Source organism: Microbulbifer elongatus (assembly GCF_021165935.1).
GTDB lineage: Bacteria > Pseudomonadota > Gammaproteobacteria > Pseudomonadales > Cellvibrionaceae > Microbulbifer > Microbulbifer elongatus.
Genome location: NZ_CP088953.1, coordinates 2,743,661 through 2,765,911 on the forward strand (window position 1 = coordinate 2,743,661; position 22,251 = coordinate 2,765,911).

Consider the following 22,251-nt stretch of genomic DNA (forward strand, 5'->3'; position numbering starts at 1 on the left):
ATGCGTGTGCCCCGTTCCCTCCCTCGGCCAATTCCTGCCCAGTCAGGCTTTACCCTGATTGAGGTCACCGTCGTGCTGGTGATCGTATCCATCATCGGCATTGGCTCCTACTCCCTGCTGGAAACGTTTTTTTCCACCGACCGTGCCTTGAACGCGCGCGCCGACGAAATGCGGCGTTTGTCCATGGCCATGTACCGGTTGGATGATGATTTGCGGCAATTTACCGCGCGCCCGGTTAAAAATGGCTACAGCGGCTACGAGCCGGCTTTCTTGGGGCTGAGTAACGAGTTTGAATTTACCCGATTGGGGGCCGCCAACCTGACCGGTGACCCCCGCGGGAACCTGCAGAGACTTCACTACGGTATCGGCTATGCGGAGGAGGACGACGAGCGGTACGCAGCCCCGGACGACGATACCGCGCTGCTGCTGCGCAGCCGTTGGCGCATTCTCGACCGCGGCCCCGATTCGCAGCCGGTGGCTGAGCCAGTACTGGATGGGGTGATCGAACTGAACGTGCGGTATTTCGACCGCGATACCCAGACCTGGCTCGCTCAGTGGCCTCCGGCCTCCTCGGCAACCACCCCCGGTGCCGTGGATCTGCGCTTGCCCCAGGCCATCGAGGTGACATTATTGACTCGAACCGGTGGTGAAATGCGCCGTCTGTTTTCGCTGCCGGCGTATGCTGTGGCTACCAGTAGCGGGGGTAGCGGTGGCAGCTCCAGTGGCGGTGACGATGACGGTGGATCCAGCAGCAGTGGCGGGGATGATGACCGCGGTGGAAGTGATGACGAGGAGCGCCAGTAATGACCTCTGCAAGTTGTCACGGTATTAATCGCGCCGGTGCCGGTGGACTGCTGCGCAACCAGCGGGGTGTGGCGCTGATTACTGTCTTGCTGGTAATGGTAATTGCAGTGGCGGCAGTGACCCATGCGGTGACACGCAACCGCCTGGCCATTTCCCGTACCAGTGCAATTCTCGCCAATACCCAACTCGCGGAATTTGTGCACGGGGCGGAGGCCTGGGCGACAGTAACGCTCGAAAAAGACTTTGAAGAAGACCGTGAAGCCGGTAGCGCTAGTGACAATCTACATGAACTCTGGGCTCAGCATCAGACAGAGTTCAATCCGGGTAATGGGAAAATACGTATATTAATCAAGGACTTGCAGGGCTGTTTTAATGTAAATAATTTAACGGTTCCTGGAGGTTCCAGCGGCGCGGACTCCGGCGGAAGTGGTACCGCTGGCAGTGGTCCCGGGCCTGTTCTGCGCCGTCTGGTGAGTAACCTGGGTGGGCCGGCGGATATGGCACTGGGTATCGAGGATTGGCTCGACCCCGGTGATACCCCGCTCGCGTCCGGGGGAGAAGACACCGGTTATCTCGGATTGGAACTGGCCTATCGCACTCCAGATACCCTGATTACCGATGTGTCTGAATTGCGCGCGGTGCAGGGAATGGACCCGGAAATCTGGCGTCAGCTCGAGCCTGAACTCTGCGCACTACCGGAGGCGGGTACTCCGGTGAATGTGAATACCGCATCGGAGGGACTGTTATCGGCGATGTTCCCATCGGCCAATATCGCGAGTCTGATTACGCAGCGGGAATCCGGTGTAGCGTTTACCCAGATGTCTGATCTCTCCCCGTTCAACATTTCCGGCGGGGGCGATCTGGATTTCAACAGCGCGTATTATGTGGCGCACATTGCAGTACAGCTGGGCCTGGAGGCGGGTACTGAACACCGGCAGTATTGGGAGTCGATTCTGAAACTCGACACCACCACCGGGAAAATAAAAGTGATTCAGCGTCAGCGGCGCGAGTTCTCCGGGCAGTTTTTGCAGGAATTATTGGGGGTCTAATTGAGCCAGGAAGTAAAACTATTGCGGCTGCGGGAGCCCGGCGCTGGTGCCCATAGCGGCAATCAGGAGCTGGGAGCCGGCGCTGTTGTGCTTGAGTACTGGCACCAGGCGCAGTGGAAACCGGTGGCCGTTGACGAAGATTTCGAGCAGGCGTTTGCCGACCCGTCGGGGTCAGAGGATGCCCAACCACCTGTGGAAGAGGGTTCCGCGCCGGATCCTGGCATCGCGCTGACCTTTGAACCGGGAGAGCGTGGCGTAATCCTGATCCCGGGCACCTGGGTCTGGAACGGCCTCGAATCGGTGCCCCGGGCAGCCCGGCGGCAGAGCCAGGCGGTGGGCTACATGGTGGAGGAGCAGCTGGCGGCAGATGTTGAAGAGCTCCATTTCGTCTGTGAACCGGTGCAGGGTGATCTGTGCAGTGTTATGGCGGTGGCCAGTCTGAAGCTGGCGATTCTCAAATCGCAGATTGAGCGGCTCGGATGGCCGGTTACCGTCGCCATCCCCGAATATCGCCTGCTGGCGGACACGGGATCCGAATCCGCGGTGTGGTTTGACGGCGAGCGTGCCCATTTCTGGCACACCGGTGGTCGCGGCCTCTCGGTCAACCGGACGCTGGCGGGGGTGATCGCCGAGAGCCTGTTTGCCGATGCGGCGGAGGCGGGCGAGGAGCCTGAGCAGGGCGAGCCGGCCGCGGGTGCGCCATTGCGGTTAATGGGCGATGCCACCGAGCTGGAGCGGGCTACGCTGGAACAGCTGGGTACCGTGCAGCCGGTTGACGGGACGCCACAAGACCTGTTGCTTGGCGGTGTAGCACCCACGGTGTCAGGAAACCTGCTGACAGGCCCGTATCAGGTTGCTCTGCAATCCGCCGAAGGCCCCTGGTGGAAAAAGCCGGCGATTGCCGTCGTCGTGTGTTTTGTACTGCAGCTGGTCTTTTTTATCGGCGCGGGCACCTATTACAAAATCCAGGGGGCGAAGGCGGAAGCGGAGGCCAGGGATCTGTTCAGCGAGATCTTTCCGGGGGATTCTCCCAGCGCGGATCTGCGCCGGCAGATTACCGGTTATCTCAATCAGTCGAGCGGCAGTGGCGGAGAGTTCGCGGGACAACTTCAGCAGTTGAGCACTGTCTGGGGAGGTGCCAAAAATAGCGACCTGAAACTGCAGTCTCTGCGTTTCGACGGCAACCGCGGCGAGTTGGTATTACAGCTGCGCGCCGCCAACCTCGGTCAGCTGGATTCTGTGGTCAGTCGCTTGGGGCAGGGGCAGTACAAAGCCGAGCTGCTGGCCGCCAACGAGCTGGAAGAAGGGGTTTCCGGGCGGATCCGCCTGCGACAACCGCGATAACAAAGAGCAAATATGAAGCATACAATCGAACAGTGGCGGCAGAAGTGGCTCGCCTTGCCGCCCGGAGATCAGCGGGCACTGGGTATTCTTGGCTTGTTTCTGGGACTGATGATTATCGTATTCGGTCTCTTCAAGCCGGCGCAGTCATTCTTCGAGGGCGCCCGGACCGATGCGGAAAGTGCCCGGGAGCTGGTGCAGTGGATCGAGCGGCAGCGGCCCCAGCTGGAGCGGGTACAGCGCGCCAGTGGCGGGCAGTCCCAGGGCAAGGGCACTTTGCTGCAGCGGGTAACGGCAGCGGCAAATAATCATCAAGTCACGATCAAGCGCTTTGAGCCAGAAGGCGACCGTCGTATTCGCCTGTGGGTGGATGAGGCGCGCTACCAGGATCTTCAGCCATGGCTGAACACCCTGTTGCAGCAGCGCTTTACCATTCGCTCGGTCAGCGTCGATGCCCTGGCTGAAGAGGGCATGGTGTCCGCCCGCCTTACTCTGGAGCGCTAGGGCGCTCCCATATTTCCAATATCCAGCACATGTGTGCGAAATTTGACGGATATTCCGATTTTTTCACATGATTGCCCGGGTATTTCCTGGCTAGCTTCGTCTGTGTCGAAGTGATAGGTGCCGGCGTAGGGTGCTTTTCCGCCGAATTCGTCCTCGGATGGCGCCATTTTCTCTCTATACTGATGGGTATTGAGAAGAAATAGGGGCCAAACATGTTGTTGAGAAACGCCGACGGCAATCACCTGATTGATGTGGCCGATGTCGTCACCCTGACCAACCCATACGAATTGACCGTCGTCGGACGCTACCTGTGGGGGGAAGAAATTCAGGACCCGGAAGTATTCGACAAAGAGCAGTTGCGCTTTCTTTCGGGGGAATCTTTGCCCCGTTGCTGGCAGGATAGTCGCTACCGGGATCGAGAAGTGCGTCGTGTGAAATGCGGCACTCGCGTTGATGATAGCGACTATTATCAGGGCGCCTGAGGTATAGCCTGTCCGCAAGGATGGATAGGGAATTCCCCGGGATCTGCCCGAAAGTTACATGGTTAAGCGTAGCGACCTCCTATACAATACGCGCCAATTTTTCTCCGGTAACAGGCCGGGTTAAGTGGTAACCCGGTCGAAGCCGGGAATGCGCGTGGAAGTGGTGTCATGAGCTTTGAGCTGTTTGAAGAGTATTCCCTGATTGTCGGAATTGGGGGCCTGATCCTGTTTATGGTGTTTATCGTCTGGAATCTGGCCAAAGAGTCCAAGGCGGGTCGCTTTGGCACCTTTATTCTCTTCATTGCCCTTGGTCTAGGCTTGCTGGGCTTCCTCGTAAAAACCGTACTGGTTGAAGTCATGGGCCTCGGCCAGTAACAGGCCATTGCAACGCCCGACATTTCCGTCACAGGGAGCGTTCGCCGGAAATCGCTATGCCGTTATTTGATCACCCGGAACTCAAAGTTCAGAAAGATCGCCGCGTATGCCGGAATACGGATACCCGGATCGCCAAGTACAGCCGCCGTGGGATGCTGTTCACCATGGTGGCGTTCGCCATTGCCGTTGCCATTGGTGAGCTGAGAACGATTGCACCGAAGCTTGTTTTGTCACTGGCGATTGTGTTGGTGCTGGTGACCCTGTTTCGCGCCTATTACGTGTTCCGCTTTGACCATATATATGCCACCGGGCCCAAGCGCTGGCGTCACCGCTATTTCCTCGCTTCCACGCTCGGCGCTATCTGGTGGGGCGTAATCCTGCTGAGCCATGTGTTTCTGCTGGGCTTTTCGCCCGCCACCCAGTTCCTGTGGCTATACACCGTCGTGTTCTGTGCCAGCGTGGCCTCGGTATTTTCTCCTTACCACCGTTTTCTCACCTGGTTTCTCGCAGGGTCGCTGGTACCGGCCGCTCTTCAAGGCTTCATGACGGCGGATATACTGGGTGCCATCTACGGCGCGCTGACGCTGGCATTTGTCTGGTTGATGGCCCATCAGGCCCGTCGCGAGTCGGAAAACTACTGGGATCGGGTAGCGGCGATGCAGGCACTGCAGCAGAAGGCCAGTAACCTCGCCGCCGCGCGTAAGCACTCCGACGCCGCGGTGGAGGTCACCAATGAGTTTCTGGCCAATGTCGGTCAGGAGTTTCGCAGTCAGCTGTCGGATTCTCTCGGCGCTCTGGCGCTGCTGGAGGGCGACCGGCTCTCCGAGCGCCAGCGGGAATGGGTGCGGCTGGCGAAAAATGCCTGTAATCAACAGCTCAAGCTGGTGGATAACGTGGGCATGTTCACGCGAGTGGCGCGTAAGGACATTCACTTGCGGCGCTCCCCATTCAATCTGGTGCGCACGATTGAGAAAGCCTTCAAGTTCGCCGCTCGGGCTGCTCAACGGCAACGTCTGGAATTCAACTTCCAGATCAGCGACGAGCTGCCGGTGATGGTAACCGGGGACAACCGAAAAACCGCCCAGCTGATCCGCAACTTGGTGGACTCTGCCACTGTGATTGCAGAAAGCGGCGAGCTCTGGGGCGAAGTCCTGTTTGAGCAGGTAGGGGCCGACGAGGGGCAGTTGACACTCAAACTGGTGGACAATGGCCGTGGTGAAATTCTTCCGGACGAGTCTGAGCTGTTTGGTGCATTCTCACGGATGGATACCACACAGGTGACCACGGGGCTTGGTCTGAATATTGCCAAAGGGCTGGCCGAAGCCATGGGCGGGTATCTGCAGCTGTACTCCTCGGATGAGGGCAACCGCTATCAGGCCGTCATCAAATTCGAAATCGAACCGAACCAGCGGATTTACCTGCAACCAGACCGGCGCCTGCAGGATACCGATATCCTGCTGTTGCATCAGCGTGGCCTCTTTGTCGGTGGTATCGTACAGCAGCTGAAATCCTTCGGCATGGAAGTGTCCTGCGAGGTGTGGGAGGACGGCAGCACCGCACCGATGGATGCGCTGTTGCAGTTTATGGAGCGCGGTCAGCTGGTTGTCCTGGCGCCGGCGGCGGGAGATGCGCAGCTCTTGAGTGGCGTGACTCAGGTGATTACCTCCAACAAGGTGGAGAATGCAAGATTCCCGCTGTTGTGCCTGGGCGGTTACGGGCACAAGCTGGAATTTTCTCCGCTGGCCGCCGCCGATCCAGAAGCACAGTATCTGGCCCGGCCGGTTACCCGCAAGGAGTTTCACGACGCACTGGTATTGCGGTTGTTCGGCGGCCAGAAAAAAGCCAGCCGCCGGGTGGTCAGCCAGCATTCGGCAGTCCCTCGGAAAAACAACCTGCTGCTGATTGAAGAGTCCCGTCAGCACCAGGGGGTGACCGAGGAAATGGTTCAGGCACTGGGGTATCAGGTCCAGGTGGTGCCCTCGGTTGAAGAAGCCCTGGCACTACTGCCGGATGGAAACTATGACCTGTTACTGGTGGACTGCCAGCAGAATACCGGACACAGTGCCGAGATCATCGAGCAGTTGCGGCTTTGGGAAGCCGAGTACTCGACGGATGACCGCCTGCCGATCGTGGCGCTGACCAGCACCACGGAAGAACAGTTTGAGGGGCGGTGTCTGGCAGCGGGAATGGATGATTTCCTTACCAAGCCATTGAGTAAAGACAGTCTGGCGGAGACATTGGAACGTTGGCTCGGCGAATAAGCAGATCGCGAAGCCGTTAAAAAAATGGCCTGTCTATGACAGGCCATTTTTGTTTTGCGGAGCCGTAAAGTTCTGGCTCCGCAGGGGCTGGATCAGAAGTTGTACTTCAGGCCCAGCTTCACACGCCAGGTAGACTCCGCTGCCTCGAAACGGCTGTAGTTGCGCGAATCAAAGCCGCCGAATGGTTCGTCGTAAACGTACTGTCCTTCTTCATTGACTTCAAAATCGAACAGTTTGTTCTGCGGGTACTCCAGATCGTACACCTTACCCCAATCGTCGTTGAGCAGATTGGCGAAATTGTCGATGGTGAGGTACACCAGACCGCGGTGCTCCGGCATAAATCCTGGGACTTCCTGGCTGATTGCCAGATCCATGGTGGTTACCCAGGGCATATTGTCGGAGTACTTGTCTACAAACCCACCGGCATAGCCATCGACACCGGCGGCACGGGCCATTTCCATGATTTCCGCGTAGCTCAGACCATTTTCAAAGTCCACGTTGGGGTCATCTGCACCGGACGGGATATAGGCCAGGTACACATCGGAGTCGTCGAAGCTGGCCTGATCGCCGAAGTGTGCATCGCGGTAGGAGTCCAAGGTCCAGGAGAACGGACGACCAGAGCGGCGCTCCATGAACAGGTTGAAGTTGGTGGCGTAGCCCTGGATGAACTCGGCGCGGTAGCCCAGATTCAGAACGAAGCGATGCTCGATTTCATAGTAGGCAGTGCCTTCCAGGGGCTGGTTGCGGTTTTCGGTTACTTCGTACTGGAAGTTGGATTCCGCCGTGGAGCTGGTACCCGGATTCACTTCGGTAATGTCCTGATTGGTGTAGGACAGGTTGAAGGAGAGGCCGTTGTCAAAGGCTTTGTCCAGGGCGGTGGACCAAATGATACTGCGGCCACCATTGTCGACGTTGGTCAGCTCCAGGTCGTAGTTGCCTTCGAACTCGGTGCCGTCATAGATGCTGTCCCAGATAATGCGGTCGCCGATACGCTTGCCGTTATCGACCCGCGACAGGTCGCGCCAGTACACCGCATTTTCACGATCGACGTACATGACTTCGGTGCTCCAGCTGAAGTCATCACCCACGCCCGGAATTGCAAACACATAGTCCGCAGCCAGCTGGTAGCGCCAGTCGGAAGGAAGCTCGAAGTCCGGATCGATGGTGTTGGTGCTGCCGGCACCGGGTTCCAGGGCGTCCAACGCCGCCTGAGGGACACCGGTGAAGTTGACGTCGGAAGGGTCAACATCGGTGCTGTAGTAAGAATCCTTGGTGGTGCCGTCGTTGGTGTAGGCATTGGATACCCACACCAGCGGCATGCCGCCGCTGAAGCGTCCGACGCCACCGCGCAGGGTCAGGTCATCCTGAAGCTCCCAGTTAAAGCCGATACGCGGCAGGAAGATGTCGCGTCCATCCAGGTTTTCAGTGTTGCTGAAACCATAGGTTTCCACAAAATTATCGTTCTGGTTGGGGGCGCTGTCGATACTCAGGGTCTCGTAGCGCAGACCGGCCACAAGCTCAAATCCGGCGAATGGCTCTAAGGTGGCTTCACCATAGAGAGAGTAGGTGGTGCCGTTTACATCGTAGGCAATATCATCGATGTTATTGGTGTAGGCGTTGCTGTACTCGAGGCTGGCGACTTCGCGGTTTTCAAACGCGTCGAGGTCGTCAAAGGTCCAGGTGCCCCGTGCATCGCGGCCGTAGAGGTTGTAGTTCAGGTGTCCTCCAGTTCCGCACCGAAGCGATACTGGACTTCACCGGCCAGGTAGGTGCCGTGTACGCCAAAGTTCCATACTTCGTTGGCCAGCACGTTAGCGTGGCGGTTTTCATCCGCACCGGCGACGATATACCCATCTTCGGTCTGGATATTGATTTCCCCCCAGCTGGAGCTGGTCAGGGAGGCCTGCTCATAGTCCTTGTAGGACAGGTTCACCTCAGTGCTGAATACATCGCTCCAGTCCGAGAACAGGTGCGCGGTGTAGTAGGTGGTGTCCTGGGCCATGGTCCACAGGTTGGAGCCTAGATTCAGGGTGGCGCTGCCGTCGGTGTAGTTGCGCGCGGAGCGGGTTTCCTGGGTGCTGTAGGTGAAGTCGGCGCGCTGGTTATCGGCGATATTCCAGTCCAGTTTTACCAGAACCTTTTCATCGCTATCGGGATCAGGGGCAGATCCTGCAGTGTCATTCAGGCCGTATACATCCTGAAGAATCGCCAGGGCGCGGTCGCGCTCCGCTGGGGTGACATCGTGATTGGCGAGGGTGTTCAGGTCGTAATCAAACGCGACTTCTTCTTCCCACTTCTCATAGGAAGAGAAGAAAAACAGTTTGTCCTGTACCAGCGCGCCGCTGAAGGTCGCACCGTAAGTCTCTTCTTCGTTCTCGATATCGATCTCAGTAACCGAGCCATCGGTGGGCAGTCGATCGTCTTTGGCTGTGCCAGTCCACGGCGTATTTTCGACATAGATGCTGCCGTGATATTCGTTGGTACCGGATTTGGTCACGGCGTTAATGTTACCGCCGCCAAACTTGCCGATACGGGCATCGAATGGTGCGAAATCCACGGAGATCTGCTCAACCGCATCCAGGGAGATCGGTGGGCGGTTGGTGGGGTAACCGTTGGACTGCAGGCCGAACGTATCGTTGATACCCACGCTGTCGATGGTGAACGCGTTGTATTTCGGGTTGGAGCCCGCGATGCTGAGCTCGGTGCCATCGGGGCTGACCACCGCCAGTGGGTTGGCCCGGATGACTTCCTTGAGATCGCGATTGAAGGTTGCAGCGGAGGAAATCTGGTCTTCACCGAAAACACTGCTGGAACCGCGGTTCTTTGACAGCAGCGCCTCTGCTGTCACTACAACCTCTTCAAGTTCATTCACTTCCACGTCATCGCTATCGAGGTCGATGGGGAGGACTAAGGGATTGCCCAGGGAAAGATAAATGCCGTTAACCGTCTCATCACCAAAATCGGACTCAACGCGCACGGTATAAGGACCACCTACACGCAGGCCGGATGCATTGAAGCGGCCAGCATTGCCACTTTCAATAATGCTCTGGGTATTGGAGGGCTGGTGAATGATGGTGAGCTTGGCATTTTCGACGGGTTTCCCCCCATCGCTGGTAACCACGCCACGAATGGCCGAAGTCGTCTGTTGCGCGCTGGCGGTCGGTGCGATTCCCAGCGCGGAGATTACCGCAGCGGATAGTAGCGCAACAGGGAACACGTTGCTTTTTACGGGACTGTTCATGGAACTCTCCTAATGTGTACTTCTAAAACCCGTACGGGCGTACCGTATCCTCGGTATCTTCCCGTTGGCCTGAATATGTATCTCGTTGATATTGGTCTCGGCCTGCAGTGCAGCCGGCCGAACTTTCGGCGGGCCCATTGTTGGTGAGAAGTCTTTCAATGGAGTGAAGGAAATATTTCCGGTTTATCGCAAAAGGGTGACAGATACTTTTTATCTATCAGCGCCATTGACGGAGCAAATTGCCCAGCTGTGATAATCCAGAGATTGCCGGTTTTTCTATGTGGAGGAGGGGCTGTCTGCGCAGCTCGGGGGCGGTGGTGCAAACCTTGTTTAAAACGCCTGTGGATGCCTCATGGCAAGGACGAGGGTTTTGAAGAGGCGCCCATGCGCTTCGCTACGCGATGCGCATTGAAATGGGTTTGCGGTTTTACCCGAATGGTCGGTACTTATTTTGAAGTCTGGTGCCGCGTGTGCGACACCAGCTTTGCAGAGGTTGCACTTACATGGAGCGTTGATCAATCCGCTTTCGAAACTCTTCACTGGTTTCCTTTCGTTCGGAGTAGCGATCGGTAAAGTAGTCCCGTTTGTCTTTGAGCAAGTAGGTAAACTTCATCAGCTCTTCCATCACGTCCACAATGCGGTCGTAATAGGAGGAAGGCTTCATGCGGTCATTGTCATCAAACTCCAGCCAGGCCTTGGCCACAGAAGACTGGTTGGGGATGGTGACCATGCGCATCCAGCGACCGAGAATACGCATCTGGTTGACGGCATTAAACGATTGAGAGCCACCACATACCTGCATCACGGCGAGAGTTTTTCCCTGAGTGGGCCGCACACCTTGCATCGCCTGTGGAATCCAGTCGATCTGGGCTTTCATGATACCGGTCATGGCACCATGACGTTCCGGTGAGGACCACACCATGCCATCGCACCAGGTGGCGAGATCGCGTAGTTCCCGGACTTTGGGGTGCTCGGCATCGGCGTCATCCGGCAGTGGCAAACCGGATGGGTTGAAAATGCGGGTTTCCGCACCCAGCCGGTTGAGGATACGCGCTGCCTCTTCCGCTGCGAGACGCGAAAATGACCGTGCTCTGAGGGAGCCATATAGCAGCAGAATTTTGGGTGCTGTTTCGGCAATCGGCGCAGTGAGTTGGCTTTTGTCGGTCTCCCGGAAGCAGTCCGCTACCAGGTTCGGTATATCGCTAATCTGTTCGCTCACACATTTTCTCCCACTTTGGTCTCTGTGGTTTGATCGGTGTTCCCGTCAAACCAGTGGCGGGTGCGGTTGGCAATTGCAACCAGAGACAGCATGACCGGTACTTCCACCAGAACACCAACCACGGTCGCCAGCGCGGCCCCGGAATGCAGTCCAAACAGTGAGATGGCCACCGCAACCGCCAGCTCAAAAAAGTTCGAAGTGCCGATCATACATGCCGGTGCAGCGATGTTATGCGGCAGTTTCATTTTGTGTGCGGCAACATAACTGAATGCAAATATGCCGTAGGTCTGGATCAACAGCGGAATTGCAATCAGCAGAATCGCCAGCGGATTGGCGAGGATAGTCTCAGCCTGGAACCCAAACAGAAGAACCACCGTCGCCAGCAGGCCACCCACGGAAATTGGCTTTACCCGTTGCAGAAAGTTTTCCAGGCGGCTGTGGTCATTGGCTTTATCGAGGGCGCGACGCGTGAGGATACCGGCGATCAGAGGTAGCAATACGTACAGCACTACAGAAAGGATAAGGGTATCCCAGGGCACCGTGATATCGCTGACCCCAAGTAACAGGGCAGCAATGGGCGCAAACGCGAAGATCATGATCACATCGTTCACCGAGACCTGCACCAGGGTGTAGTTGGCGTCGCCGCGGGTGAGCTGGCTCCACACAAATACCATCGCTGTACACGGGGCGACCCCCAGCAGGATCATACCGGCGATATATTCCGATGCAGTTTGCGGGTCCACAAGATCCGCAAACAGTACCCGAAAGAAAAGCCAGCCGAGCGCGGCCATGGTAAAGGGCTTGATCAACCAGTTGACCACCAGGGTAAGGGCCAGCCCCTTTGGTTTTTCACCGACATGCTTGATGGAAGAAAAATCCACCTGCACCATCATCGGATAGATCATCACCCAGATGAACACTGCGACGGGCAGGTTGACGTGGGCGATTTCCATCCCGGCGATTTGCTGAAATACTTCCGGTGCCATGTTGCCGAGAACAAGACCGGCAAGAATACACAGTCCTACCCAAAGAGACAGATAGCGCTCAAAGATTCCCATTTTTCTGCTCTCCTGTTTGTTGCCGATTATTCGCCCTGAACCAAGGCCTGCGCGGCATCACGCAGGTCGGATCCGTGCTTCTTGTCCAGCTCCAGCTCGAGCATCTTTTCTACGCGCGCCTGAATGGCATCGATCGTCTGATGGAACGCCCGGGCCAGTTCTTCTTCGCTGCCTTCCAGTTTCGACGGATCCTCCAGGCCCCAATGCACTTTGGTCGACTCACCCAGCCAGATTGGGCAGGCCTCCCCAGCGGCACTGTCGCATACGGTGACCACCAGATCTGGCGTCCAGCTTTCAAAGTCGTCCCAAGACTGACTCTTCAGGCCTTCGGTGGAAATACCCCGTTCCGCGAGATACTTGAGTGACAGTGGGTGTACTTCGCCACTTGGCTGGCTACCGGCGCTGCGCGCATCGATACGTCCCTGGCTGAGGTAATTGGTCACCGCTTCGCTCAGAATGCTGCGGCAGCGATTATGGGTGCAGATATACAGAATTTTCATCGGAAGCTCTCTCAATTAGGGCAGTCGGTATTTTGTTGGATCAATGGTTGATGGGCATCAGACGCGATGGTCAGAAACCGCTGGAATTTCGTTGCTCAGTCAACAGCAATTGGCGGCGCTGCTTGGGCGGTCCTGCATTTGACTGAGCGCCTGATGATTGGGCTGGATAAACCCGGGGATGGCCTGCAGAGTCTGTTGAAGAATGTCGGTAACCCACTGGGGCAGGCTCGGGGCAAGGCGGTAGTACACCCACTGGCCACGGCGTTCATCCTGCAACAGATCACAGTTCCGGAGCTGGGCCAGGTGCCGCGAGATTTTGGGCTGGCTCTGATCCAGGGCGCACATCAGCTCGCAGACGCAGAGCTCGCCCTCGCTGGCGATCAGAAGAAGGCTGCGCAGTCGGGTGTCATCAGCCAGACATTTGAAGACGGAAACCGGGTTCATCGGTGGCTCCTGGCCCGGGTGGGCGAAGTACAATTCAAACTTGGGGTAAGGATATTCGAAAAGTCATATATATGCAAAAACGAATATTTGTAGCTCAAGGGATGCTGCGGGATGGGGTGTTCCGAAGGGGAGCGGGAAAGGGGAACGAAAACGGAGGTGGGTAGGGTGCGCACCGGCATTCACCGGCGCGCATTGCTGCTGGAGGGGTCAGATATCGAATTCCGCCCACACGGGCGCGTGATCCGAGGGACGCTCCATACCGCGGATATCGTAGTCGATACCGGTATTCACGCAGCGCTCGGCCAGTACCTGGGATGCCAGGATCAGGTCGATGCGCAGTCCACGCCGCGGCTCACGGTCAAAACCACGGCTGCGGTAATCAAACCAGCTGAACAGGTCATCGGTGTCCGGGTACTGCGCGCGGAAGGTATCCACCAGCCCCCAGTTGTGAATTTTCTCCAGCCATTCTCGCTCCTCCGGCAAAAAGCTGCATTTGCCATCCCGTAGCCAGCGCTTGCGGTTGGGCTCGCCAATACCGATATCCAGGTCGGTGGGGGAGATGTTCATGTCGCCAATCACCAGAACCGGCGCTTTGCTGTCACAGCTGTTGTTCAGGTACGCGTCTAGGTCCGCGTAATACTTCTGCTTGGCCGGGAACTTCACCGGGTGTTCGCGATTCTCACCCTGAGGAAAATATCCATTGATTACCGTGAGCGGTTGATCGGCTCCGATATCAAACTGGCCGGCCACCAGGCGGCGCTGGGCATCGTCGGCGTCGGTGGGGAAACCGTACTGCTTCTTGAGAAAGGGGTAGCGGGAGAGCAGGGCAACACCGTAGTGCGTCTTCTGACCGAAATAGATGACCTCGTACCCCAGGTCGCGAATGACATCGACCGGGAAGTCTTCATCTGTCACCTTGGTTTCCTGTAGGCCGATGATATCTGGCGACTGGGTCTTTACCAGTGCCTCCATCTGGTGCAGGCGTGCGCGAATGCTGTTTACGTTAAAGGATACGACTTTCATTTTCCTTCCCCCCAAAGTGTTTTATCAAATAGGTAAAAAGCCAAAGCCCGCGGCTCGACAAGAGCAGCGGGCTTGGCAGAAATTTTGTTGGCCCGGGGTGACACCACTCCCGGGCTGTTGGCTTCTGGCGAACGCCGGTCAGTCGAAGTTGGCTACTTGCGGCGAGTTGGCGTGCTTCTTCAGGCCAATGAAATCCGCCATGATATAGCCCGCTTCGTTCAGCACTGGATCATCTTCCAGGGTGATTTCGGTCGGGCCACCCACCGGGGCGGTGTCTTCCGACTCACTCTTCTCATAGGCCTCGAAGCTTTCATAGGGTTCCAGACCCTTGGCTTTGCGGCGTTCATTTTCCATTGCAAGAATTTCCTGATTCAGGTTTTCCCGCTCCTGGATCCGCGCTTGCTCATTGAGCGATACGGCCTTGCGGTCTGCGCGTTCGGATTGGTATTCAAACTGCTTGCGCAGGAAGACAAAGTCCGGATCGATTGCGGTACGTTTGTCATGTTTCTTCGACAGCTGGGGTACCAGGTCTTTCAGGTTGAAGTACTTGGCGTGACGCACGGCGTGGATGCGATCCCAGGGCAGGGCGGTGTCGTAGGCACTTTCCCCCACCTGCTCGCTATCAATCAGCTGTGGCATGGAAATATCGGGTTTTACGCCCGCATGCTGGGTGCTGTCACCGGATACCCGGTAAAACTTGGACTGGGTAATTTTCAGCTGACCTTCTTTCAGGGGAGCCATGGTCTGTACGGTACCTTTACCGAAAGACTGGTTGCCCACCACCAGGCCGCGATTGTAGTCCTGAATGGCGCCGGCAAAAATCTCCGAAGCAGAGGCCGACAGCCGATTGATCAGCACCATCAGCGGGCCGCGATACATGGCCCGTGAACGGGAGCGGTTGTGGCGGGAGATCTGCTCATTGGCGTGACGAATCTGAACCACCGGGCCCTGATCGATAAACAGGTCGGTGAGCATGGTGGCTTCCTGCAGAGAGCCGCCGCCATTGTTGCGCAGGTCAAGAATGACGCCGTCAACGCCTTCTTTCTGCAGCTCATCCAGGAGTCGCGCTACGTCGCGAGTGGTGCTTTTGTAGTTCGGGTCGCGCCGACGGTAGGCCTCAAAGTCGATGTAGAAAGTCGGCAGGTTGATAACGCCGATTTTGTAGCTCTGTTCGCCGTCAGAAAACTCGAATATGGCTTTCTTGGCCGCCTGATCCTCCAGCTTCACTTTGCTGCGCTTGATGGTGATGGTGCGGTGGCTGCCGTCCCCACCGGTGGGAATGGTTTCGAGACGTACGAAGGTGCCCGCGGAGCCGCGAATCAGGTCCACCACATCGTCCAGACGCCAGCCGACCACGTCCACCATTTCGCCGTCTTTATCCTGGCCTACCGCCACAATCTTGTCGTTCGGCTTGATTTTGCCGGTGCGATCCGCCGGACCGCCGGCAACCAGGCGTGCCACTTTGGTGTATTCGTCTTCCATCTGCAACACGGCACCGATGCCCTCCAGTGAGAGGGACATGCTCATGTTGAAGTTCTCCAGTGAGCGGGGCGAGAGGTAGTTGCTGTGGGGGTCATACAGACGGGTGAGGGAGTTCATGTAGAGCTCGAACACGTCGTCGGAGTTCTGCTGGCTGAGGCGCTTGAGCTGGCCTTTGTAGCGGCGCTTCAGCAGGTCGGCGATCTCTTCATCGCTTTTGTCGGTGAGTCGCAGGTTCAGTACGCTGCTCTTGAGACGTTTGCGCCACAGGTCGTCAGCCTCGCTGATTGACTTCGGCCACGCGCTGTCTTCCCGGTCGAGCTCCAGCGACTCTTCCTTGGTGAAGTCGAATTCGGGCAGGCCATTTTCCAGCTGCGACACGATGTTGTTCAGTCGATCCGAGATACGCAGGCGGTAGCGGTTGTAGATGTCAAAGCCGCGGTCCACATTGCCCGCGCGCAGATCGTCGTCCAGTTTGGTGCGCCACTGGCGGAATTCATCGATATCCGAGGACAGGAAATAGCTTTTGGTGGGGTCGAGACTGTCGATGTACTCGTCCCAAAGACCGGCAGACATCTCGTCGCCCACTTTGAGCTTGTTGTAATGCAGCATCTCGAGCTTGCTGACAATTTCGCGGGCGGTTCCACCCTGGTCTTCGTGGGGCTTGAGCTCTTCGGTGTCAGCGGCCAGAACGGCCGGGGAGGTCACTACCAGGAGAGAGAGGGAAAGGCCGGAAATCAGTGCGGCTATTCGATTGCTAAGCATAAGGAGTCTCTTTATACGTCCTACTTCAAGGCGTCCCACTGTCATAGTTGGCCGGAAGGGGGCTTCCGGAGCAGTGGCGACTTATAGCTTAGGACAAGTATAAAGGCTGAAAGCTCCGAAAGGCATGAAATGCTTCTTGAACGAGGCGAAAGGTTGCTGTCAAAGGGCAACAAGAGAGGTGAATTTCCCGCCACAGGTCCGCTGGTGGTGAAAAATTACTCAGCTTCTGTCTTTTCCGCTGCCAGTTCCGAGGTCTCCGCAGTGGGAACCTTTCTCAGGTGGGCGGAGCTTTTCAGCATTTCCAGCATCGCTTCCACATGGCGGGCTCCGACCTCGGCAATATTGAACGCCTCCGGCCGCATCAGCCATTCCTGCAGTAATCCGATGATGCCCGCGTGCACGACGGGCACCGCTACTTCAATGTCCAGATCCGCTGGCAGCTGCCCCACAGTAACCGCACCCTGGATGAGAGTACGCAAACGTTCGGTACCTTCGGCGTGCCCCTCGCTGCAGCGCTGGTGGATCTCACCATTCTCCGGTACCCATTCACAGCGCAACAGAATAATGGCGAATATGCGGTGCCACTGTTCGTTCGACATGACCTCGCGGTACATGAACAGACAGCGATTGCGCAACTCTCCCAGCGGGTCACAGGATTGATGGGACCCCTGGCAAAGGGATTCATCCGGCAGCTGGATGCGGTCGGCGAGGGCGCTGAACAGGTCTGCCTTGTTCTGGAAATGGCCATAGACGGCGCCGCGGGTGACGCCCGCAAGTTCGGCGATTTCGGTAAGGGACGGGCGCGAAACACCGCGCCGGTCAAAGACCTCGACGGCCGCATCCAGAATCCTCTCGCGGGTTTCCAGAGCGTCTTCTTTGGTGCGTTTGGCCATGATCGAATCCTGTAGATAGGTACTGCGCGTCGTACTGGACGATGTTGTTCGGGGTTGTTCGGGCGCATGGTTACGGCCGCAGATCTTACTTTACATTCACTCATGAATAAATAGTTGATATTCATTCATGAATGTATTTAAATCGCACCAGGTTGCCACGCTGTCTACAAAAGTCAGGTCAGTTCGGCAGGCGCTTTTCTTTTCGCTCCTTTGGGGGCAACGCGCGGAACGGGTCAATCAGTCAGCCTGTCACGCTCTTTTTACGTTGGCCGCTCCGGTTCGCCCGAGCGGCGTCGTTTTATCTGTTTTTCAATCGCGGTGGTGCCGATGGCACCGGAATGGACGCTATCAAGAGGTCGTCATGTTGCACAAAAAGAAGTCGTTGATCTCCGGCAGCCTGTTGCTTGCCGTAGTGCTGCTCGCAGCCTGCGGGGAAAAACAGCCGGCCATGCAGGGACAAACGCCGCAGGTCACGGTCGTCACACTGGGCACCCAGCCGGTGACGCTGACCCGGCAGCTTCCGGGTCGCACCAGCCCGTTCAAGGTGGCCGAAGTGCGCCCGCAGGTCGATGGCATCGTCAAAGATCAGTTGTTTAAAGAGGGCGGCCTGGTGGAAGCCGGTGGCGCGCTGTATCAGCTGGATGATGCCCGGTACCAGGCCGATTACGACAGCGCCAAGGCGGCGCTCGAGCGTGCCCAGGCCATTCTGAATGTGTCGAAGTTGCAGGCGGAACGCACCCAAGAACTGGTAAAGAGCGGTGCAGTGAGCAAGCAGGACAACGATTCCGCGATTGCTGCACTGCAACAGGCGAAAGCGGACGTCGCCTCCGCCAAGGCGGCGGTGCAGCGTGCCGGGGTGATGCTGGATTTTGCCCGAATCAGTGCGCCGATCAGCGGTCGTATTGGTATTTCTTCCGTGACCCAGGGTGCGCTGGTTACCACCAATCAGGCAGCACCGTTGGCGACGATCCAGCAGCTGGATCCAATCTACGTGGATCTTACCCAGTCCGTGAGCGAGCTGTTGAATCTGCGCAAGGCACTGGCCGCGGGCACTATGCAGGAAACCGACGACCTGCCGGTAACGATTCTGCTGGAAGACGGCACTCCCTACCCCCACGCTGGAAAACTCGCATTCTCTGAGGTGAGTGTGGATCCGACCACTGGCAGCGTCCGTCTGCGGGTGGTTGTACCGAACCCGGACAATCTGCTGCTGCCGGGAATGTATGTGCGGGCCTCTGTGGGCAGCGGTCAGCGCGAAAATGCGGTGCTGGTTCCACAGCAGGGGATTGCACGGGATCCCAAGGGAAATACCACGGCCATGGTGGTCGGTGAAGGGAACACCGTCGAAGTCCGCCCGGTTCAGGTATCCCAGACCGTTGGCGCCAATTGGTTGGTGGAAAGTGGCCTGAAAGCCGGTGACCGCGTGATTGTGGAGGGGCTGCAAAAGATTCGTCCCGGGATTGTGGTAAACGCCGGTGAGGCGGCGACGCCCGCTCCGGTTGATCTTCCGGCTCCGAAAAACGAAACCGCAGGAAACGCGCAGAGCGACGCCAGCAAGGGGTAATTGACATGGCAGGCTTCTTTATCGATCGCCCGATTTTTGCCTGGGTGATCGCCATTGTCGTGATGCTGTTTGGCAGCCTCGCGATCAGCAAATTGCCGGTGGAGCGCTACCCGGATATTGCGCCGCCGGTGGTTTCCATTACCGGCGCGTATCCCGGCGCGTCCGCCAAGGTCATCGAGGATTCGGTGACTCAGGTCATCGAGCAGAACATGAAAGGTCTCGACGGCCTGCTGTACATGTCGGCCACCAGTCAGTCCATTGGTACGGCGGAAGTGACGCTGACGTTTGCGAACGGGACCGATCCGGATATCGCGCAGGTGCAGGTGCAAAACAAATTGCAGCTCGCCATGCCGCTGTTACCGGAAATCGTACAGCGCCAGGGTCTTACCGTGGGTAAGGGCCGTGCGGGCTTCCTGATGGTAGCGGGCTTTGTTTCCACCGATGGCGGTATGAAGAAGGAGGATATTGCGGATTACGTGGTATCCAACCTGGTCGACCCGCTGAGCCGAGTGCCCGGTGTCGGTAGTATTCAGGTGTTCGGATCCAAGTATGCCATGCGTATCTGGCTCGACCCCAACAAACTGGATGCTTACAAACTGACCCCCACCGATATTATCGCCTCGGTGCGCAATCAGAATTCGCAGGTGGCGATCGGCAGTCTGGGTGGCACGCCCGCGGTCGAGGGCCAGCAGCTGACTGCCAGTATTACCGCCCAGAGCCGCATGCAGACGCCGGAAGAATTCCGCAACGTCGTTTTACGCGCGAATGAGGACGGCTCGGTATTGCGTCTGGGGGATGTTGCGCGGGTAGAAATGGGCACCGAGAGCTATGACTTTCTGACCCGCTACAACCGCGCGCCGGCCACCGGTGTGGCCATCTCCCTGGCTACCGGCGCCAATGCGCTGGAAACCGCCGAAGCGGTAAAGCAAAAACTCGCGGAACTGGAGCCGAATTTCCCCGAGGGGCTGAAAACGGTTATTCCGTTTGACACCACCCCCTTCGTAGAGGTGTCGATCAAAGGCGTGATCCAGACGCTGGTGGAAGCGGTCATTCTGGTATTCCTGGTCATGCTGCTGTTCTTGCAGAACCTACGCGCCACCATTATTCCCACGATCGCGGTACCTGTTGTATTGCTCGGTACGTTTGGGGTGCTGTCGATACTCGGTTTTTCCGTCAATATGCTCACCATGTTTGCCATGGTACTGGCCATTGGCCTGTTGGTGGATGATGCCATCGTGGTGGTGGAAAACGTCGAGCGGGTAATGCATGAAGAAAAACTGTCGGCGAAGGCGGCGACCAAAAAATCCATGAAGCAGATAACCGGCGCACTGATTGGTATCGGTGTGGTGCTGTCTGCGGTATTCGTACCCATGGCCTTTATGGATGGCTCCACCGGTATTATCTATCGCCAGTTTTCCGCCACCATTGTGGCGGCCATGACCTTCTCGGTGATCGTTGCCATTGTGCTGACACCGGCCCTCTGTGCCACCATGCTGAAACCCGGTGATCACGGTACCAAGAAAGGCTTCTTCGGCTGGTTCAACCGCAACTTTGACCGCAGTGCGGCCTCCTATCAGCGCGGTGTGCGCGGCATTCTGGCCCGCAGTGGACGCTTTATGGTGATCTTCGCACTGCTCAGCGCACTGATGGTCTTCCTGTTTGTGCGTTCGCCGAGTTCCTTCCTGCCGGAAGAAGACCAGGGCGTGCTTTTCTCGCTGGTACAGACACCGGTGGGCGCGACACAGGAGCGCACCATGGAATCGGTGGAGAAGCTGGAAAATCACTTCCTGGAGAATGAGTCCGACCTGGTTGAATCCGTGTTCTCCGTTCAGGGATTCAGTTTTGCCGGGAGTGGTCAGAACAACGCCATGGCGTTTATCAAGTTAAAGGACTGGAGTGAGCGCGAGGAAGAATCAGAGCAGGCGGGCGCTGTCGCCATGCGGGGCATGGGCGCTCTGAGCCAGATCAAAGATGCCATTGCCTATGCGTTCTCGCCACCGGCACTGCCGGAGCTGGGTACTTCCGCAGGCTTTGCCATGTATCTGAAGGACAATGCCAATCAGGGGCACGAGGCGTTGATCAACGCACGCAACCAGCTGCTCGGTATGGCCGCCCAGAGTCCGCTGTTGGCCGGCGTGCGTCCCAACGGGCAGGAAGATACACCGCAGTTCAAGCTGAAAGTGAACAATGCGAAGGCGGCATCTCTCGGTGTGTCGATTGGTGAAATCAACAGCGCTCTCGGGGTTGCCTGGGGTGGCCAGTACATCGATGACTTTATCGACCGTGGCCGTATCAAGCGGGTTTATATGCAGGCGGATGCGCCTTTCCGTATGAACCCGGAGGATTTCCGCTTGTGGTCCGTACGCAACAGCAACGGGGAAATGGTGCCGGTGTCTTCATTCGCGACCTTCGAATGGGATTACGGCTCACCGCGTCTGGAGCGGTATAACGGTGTACCGGCGGTGCAGATTCAGGGGCAGGGCGCACCGGGCGTCAGTTCCGGTGATGCGATGGCGGAAATGGAGCGCCTGGTGAGCCAGCTGCCGGAAGGCTTTGGCCTGGAATGGACCGCACTGTCTTATCAGGAGCAGCAGGCCGGGTCGCAGACCACGCTGCTGTATGCACTGTCTGTCCTGATTGTGTTCCTGTGTCTCGCGGCCCTCTACGAGAGCTGGACTGTACCCACTGCGGTACTGCTTGTCGCGCCCCTGGGGATCCTCGGTGCGATTGTGGCGAGCAATCTGCGTGGCTTCGAGCGCGATATCTACTTCCAGGTCGCGATGCTCACCACCGTGGGTCTGACCAGTAAAAACGCGATTCTGATTGTGGAGTTTGCCAAGCAGAATCTGGAAGCCGGTATGGCCCTGGTCGAAGCCACCATGGCGGCGGTACGAGACCGCTTGCGCCCGATCATCATGACCTCGCTGGCATTCGGGCTTGGCGTATTGCCACTGGCAATCGCGTCTGGCGCAGGTTCCGGTGCTCAGCAGGCCATTGGTACCGGCGTGCTTGGCGGAATGATTGTGGGTACTCTGCTGGGTATCTTCTTTATTCCACTGTTCTTTGTCGTGGTGCAGAGACTGTTCGGGAAAAAGGCGGTGCCCACGGACGGTGCCGATGGTGAAAATTTTGTCGGTAAGCTCGGGATTGATTCAGAACAATCCGAGCGGCGCTCGGAACCCGCGTAAACCGATCTCACGTCTGTAAACCTTGGCCGGGTATTGCGAAAGCGTCCCGGCCTTTTTTATG

General features: G+C 57.4%; 18 protein-coding genes. 9 read left to right on the forward strand and 9 right to left on the reverse strand.

Going from position 1 to position 22,251, the window contains the following annotated elements; genetic code table 11:
* The 7 genes from gspJ to LRR79_RS11255 all read left to right on the forward strand — a co-directional run bounded on the left by gspJ (position 1) and on the right by LRR79_RS11255 (position 6,816).
* Positions 1-804, forward strand: a complete 804-nt coding sequence (gene gspJ / locus LRR79_RS11225) for a type II secretion system minor pseudopilin GspJ (RefSeq protein WP_231757293.1) — start codon at positions 1-3, stop codon at positions 802-804.
* On the forward strand, positions 804-1,853 hold the full coding sequence (gspK, locus tag LRR79_RS11230; RefSeq protein ID WP_231757294.1) for a type II secretion system minor pseudopilin GspK: 1,050 nt from the start codon (positions 804-806) through the stop codon (positions 1,851-1,853). The genes gspJ and gspK overlap by 1 nt, the downstream gene beginning before the upstream one ends.
* Positions 1,854-3,197: a type II secretion system protein GspL gene (gene gspL, locus LRR79_RS11235; protein WP_231757295.1), complete on the forward strand. Its 1,344-nt coding sequence runs from the start codon at positions 1,854-1,856 to the stop codon at positions 3,195-3,197. It abuts the gene before it with no gap.
* Positions 3,198-3,209: 12 nt separating this feature from the next.
* Entirely contained in the window at positions 3,210-3,698 is a 489-nt protein-coding gene (gspM, locus tag LRR79_RS11240) for a type II secretion system protein GspM (protein ID WP_231757296.1), read from the forward strand.
* Between the two features lie 212 nt (positions 3,699-3,910).
* Positions 3,911-4,180 (forward strand): acetyltransferase, encoded by a 270-nt coding sequence (locus tag LRR79_RS11245; protein WP_231757297.1) that lies wholly within the window; start codon positions 3,911-3,913, stop codon positions 4,178-4,180.
* Positions 4,181-4,348: 168 nt separating this feature from the next.
* Positions 4,349-4,555, forward strand: coding sequence for a DUF2788 domain-containing protein (locus LRR79_RS11250; RefSeq protein ID WP_231757298.1), 207 nt, complete (start codon positions 4,349-4,351; stop codon positions 4,553-4,555).
* A 56-nt stretch (positions 4,556-4,611) separates the two neighbouring features.
* A complete protein-coding gene (locus tag LRR79_RS11255) occupies positions 4,612-6,816 on the forward strand; it encodes a hybrid sensor histidine kinase/response regulator (protein WP_231757299.1) in 2,205 nt (734 codons plus the stop codon).
* A gap of 92 nt (positions 6,817-6,908) precedes the next feature.
* Here the strand turns inward: LRR79_RS11255 and LRR79_RS11260 are convergent, their stop codons facing one another.
* The 9 genes from LRR79_RS11260 to LRR79_RS11300 form a co-directional block, all read right to left on the reverse strand.
* Positions 6,909-8,534, reverse strand: a complete 1,626-nt coding sequence (locus LRR79_RS11260) for a TonB-dependent receptor domain-containing protein (protein WP_338146946.1) — start codon at positions 8,532-8,534, stop codon at positions 6,909-6,911.
* Positions 8,531-10,057 (reverse strand): TonB-dependent receptor, encoded by a 1,527-nt coding sequence (locus tag LRR79_RS11265; RefSeq protein ID WP_231757301.1) that lies wholly within the window; start codon positions 10,055-10,057, stop codon positions 8,531-8,533. The genes LRR79_RS11260 and LRR79_RS11265 overlap by 4 nt, the downstream gene beginning before the upstream one ends.
* A gap of 499 nt (positions 10,058-10,556) precedes the next feature.
* Positions 10,557-11,276, reverse strand: coding sequence for an arsenical resistance protein ArsH (arsH, locus tag LRR79_RS11270; protein WP_269455075.1), 720 nt, complete (start codon positions 11,274-11,276; stop codon positions 10,557-10,559).
* Positions 11,273-12,334 carry an ACR3 family arsenite efflux transporter gene (gene arsB, locus LRR79_RS11275; RefSeq protein WP_231757302.1) on the reverse strand — a complete coding sequence of 354 codons (1,062 nt, stop codon included), beginning with the start codon at positions 12,332-12,334 and terminating at the stop codon, positions 11,273-11,275. The genes arsH and arsB overlap by 4 nt, the downstream gene beginning before the upstream one ends.
* Before the next feature lie 26 nt (positions 12,335-12,360).
* Entirely contained in the window at positions 12,361-12,834 is a 474-nt protein-coding gene (locus LRR79_RS11280) for an arsenate reductase ArsC (protein WP_231757303.1), read from the reverse strand.
* A gap of 99 nt (positions 12,835-12,933) precedes the next feature.
* Entirely contained in the window at positions 12,934-13,278 is a 345-nt protein-coding gene (locus LRR79_RS11285; RefSeq protein WP_231757304.1) for a metalloregulator ArsR/SmtB family transcription factor, read from the reverse strand.
* Positions 13,279-13,485: 207 nt separating this feature from the next.
* The gene (gene xthA / locus LRR79_RS11290; protein ID WP_231757305.1) at positions 13,486-14,301 is read right to left on the reverse strand and encodes an exodeoxyribonuclease III; all 816 of its coding nucleotides are present in this window, start codon (positions 14,299-14,301) and stop codon (positions 13,486-13,488) included.
* Between the two features lie 138 nt (positions 14,302-14,439).
* Entirely contained in the window at positions 14,440-16,545 is a 2,106-nt protein-coding gene (locus tag LRR79_RS11295) for a carboxy terminal-processing peptidase (RefSeq protein ID WP_231757306.1), read from the reverse strand.
* A gap of 215 nt (positions 16,546-16,760) precedes the next feature.
* Positions 16,761-17,438: a TetR family transcriptional regulator gene (locus tag LRR79_RS11300; RefSeq protein WP_231757307.1), complete on the reverse strand. Its 678-nt coding sequence runs from the start codon at positions 17,436-17,438 to the stop codon at positions 16,761-16,763.
* Between the two features lie 361 nt (positions 17,439-17,799).
* Between LRR79_RS11300 and LRR79_RS11305 the strand changes: the two genes are divergently transcribed.
* Together LRR79_RS11305 and LRR79_RS11310 are read left to right on the forward strand one after the other, a co-directional pair.
* A complete protein-coding gene (locus LRR79_RS11305) occupies positions 17,800-19,002 on the forward strand; it encodes an efflux RND transporter periplasmic adaptor subunit (RefSeq protein WP_231757308.1) in 1,203 nt (400 codons plus the stop codon).
* Positions 19,003-19,007: 5 nt separating this feature from the next.
* Positions 19,008-22,190, forward strand: coding sequence for an efflux RND transporter permease subunit (locus LRR79_RS11310; RefSeq protein ID WP_231757309.1), 3,183 nt, complete (start codon positions 19,008-19,010; stop codon positions 22,188-22,190).
* Positions 22,191-22,251 lie beyond the last annotated feature (61 nt).

Bases quoted from the DNA above. Each gene is read 5' to 3' on its own strand.
- gspJ (WP_231757293.1), top strand. From the start codon at position 1: ATGCGTGTGCCCCGTTCCCTCCCTCGGCCAATTCCTGCCCAGTCAGGC.
- gspK (WP_231757294.1), top strand. From the start codon at position 804: ATGACCTCTGCAAGTTGTCACGGTATTAATCGCGCCGGTGCCGGTGGA.
- gspM (WP_231757296.1), top strand. From the start codon at position 3,210: ATGAAGCATACAATCGAACAGTGGCGGCAGAAGTGGCTCGCCTTGCCG.
- LRR79_RS11245 (WP_231757297.1), top strand. From the start codon at position 3,911: ATGTTGTTGAGAAACGCCGACGGCAATCACCTGATTGATGTGGCCGAT.
- LRR79_RS11250 (WP_231757298.1), top strand. From the start codon at position 4,349: ATGAGCTTTGAGCTGTTTGAAGAGTATTCCCTGATTGTCGGAATTGGG.
- LRR79_RS11255 (WP_231757299.1), top strand. From the start codon at position 4,612: ATGCCGTTATTTGATCACCCGGAACTCAAAGTTCAGAAAGATCGCCGC.
- LRR79_RS11265 (WP_231757301.1), bottom strand. From the start codon at position 10,057: ATGAACAGTCCCGTAAAAAGCAACGTGTTCCCTGTTGCGCTACTATCC.
- arsB (WP_231757302.1), bottom strand. From the start codon at position 12,334: ATGGGAATCTTTGAGCGCTATCTGTCTCTTTGGGTAGGACTGTGTATT.
- LRR79_RS11280 (WP_231757303.1), bottom strand. From the start codon at position 12,834: ATGAAAATTCTGTATATCTGCACCCATAATCGCTGCCGCAGCATTCTG.
- LRR79_RS11285 (WP_231757304.1), bottom strand. From the start codon at position 13,278: ATGAACCCGGTTTCCGTCTTCAAATGTCTGGCTGATGACACCCGACTG.
- xthA (WP_231757305.1), bottom strand. From the start codon at position 14,301: ATGAAAGTCGTATCCTTTAACGTAAACAGCATTCGCGCACGCCTGCAC.
- LRR79_RS11295 (WP_231757306.1), bottom strand. From the start codon at position 16,545: ATGCTTAGCAATCGAATAGCCGCACTGATTTCCGGCCTTTCCCTCTCT.
- LRR79_RS11300 (WP_231757307.1), bottom strand. From the start codon at position 17,438: ATGGCCAAACGCACCAAAGAAGACGCTCTGGAAACCCGCGAGAGGATT.
- LRR79_RS11305 (WP_231757308.1), top strand. From the start codon at position 17,800: ATGTTGCACAAAAAGAAGTCGTTGATCTCCGGCAGCCTGTTGCTTGCC.
- LRR79_RS11310 (WP_231757309.1), top strand. From the start codon at position 19,008: ATGGCAGGCTTCTTTATCGATCGCCCGATTTTTGCCTGGGTGATCGCC.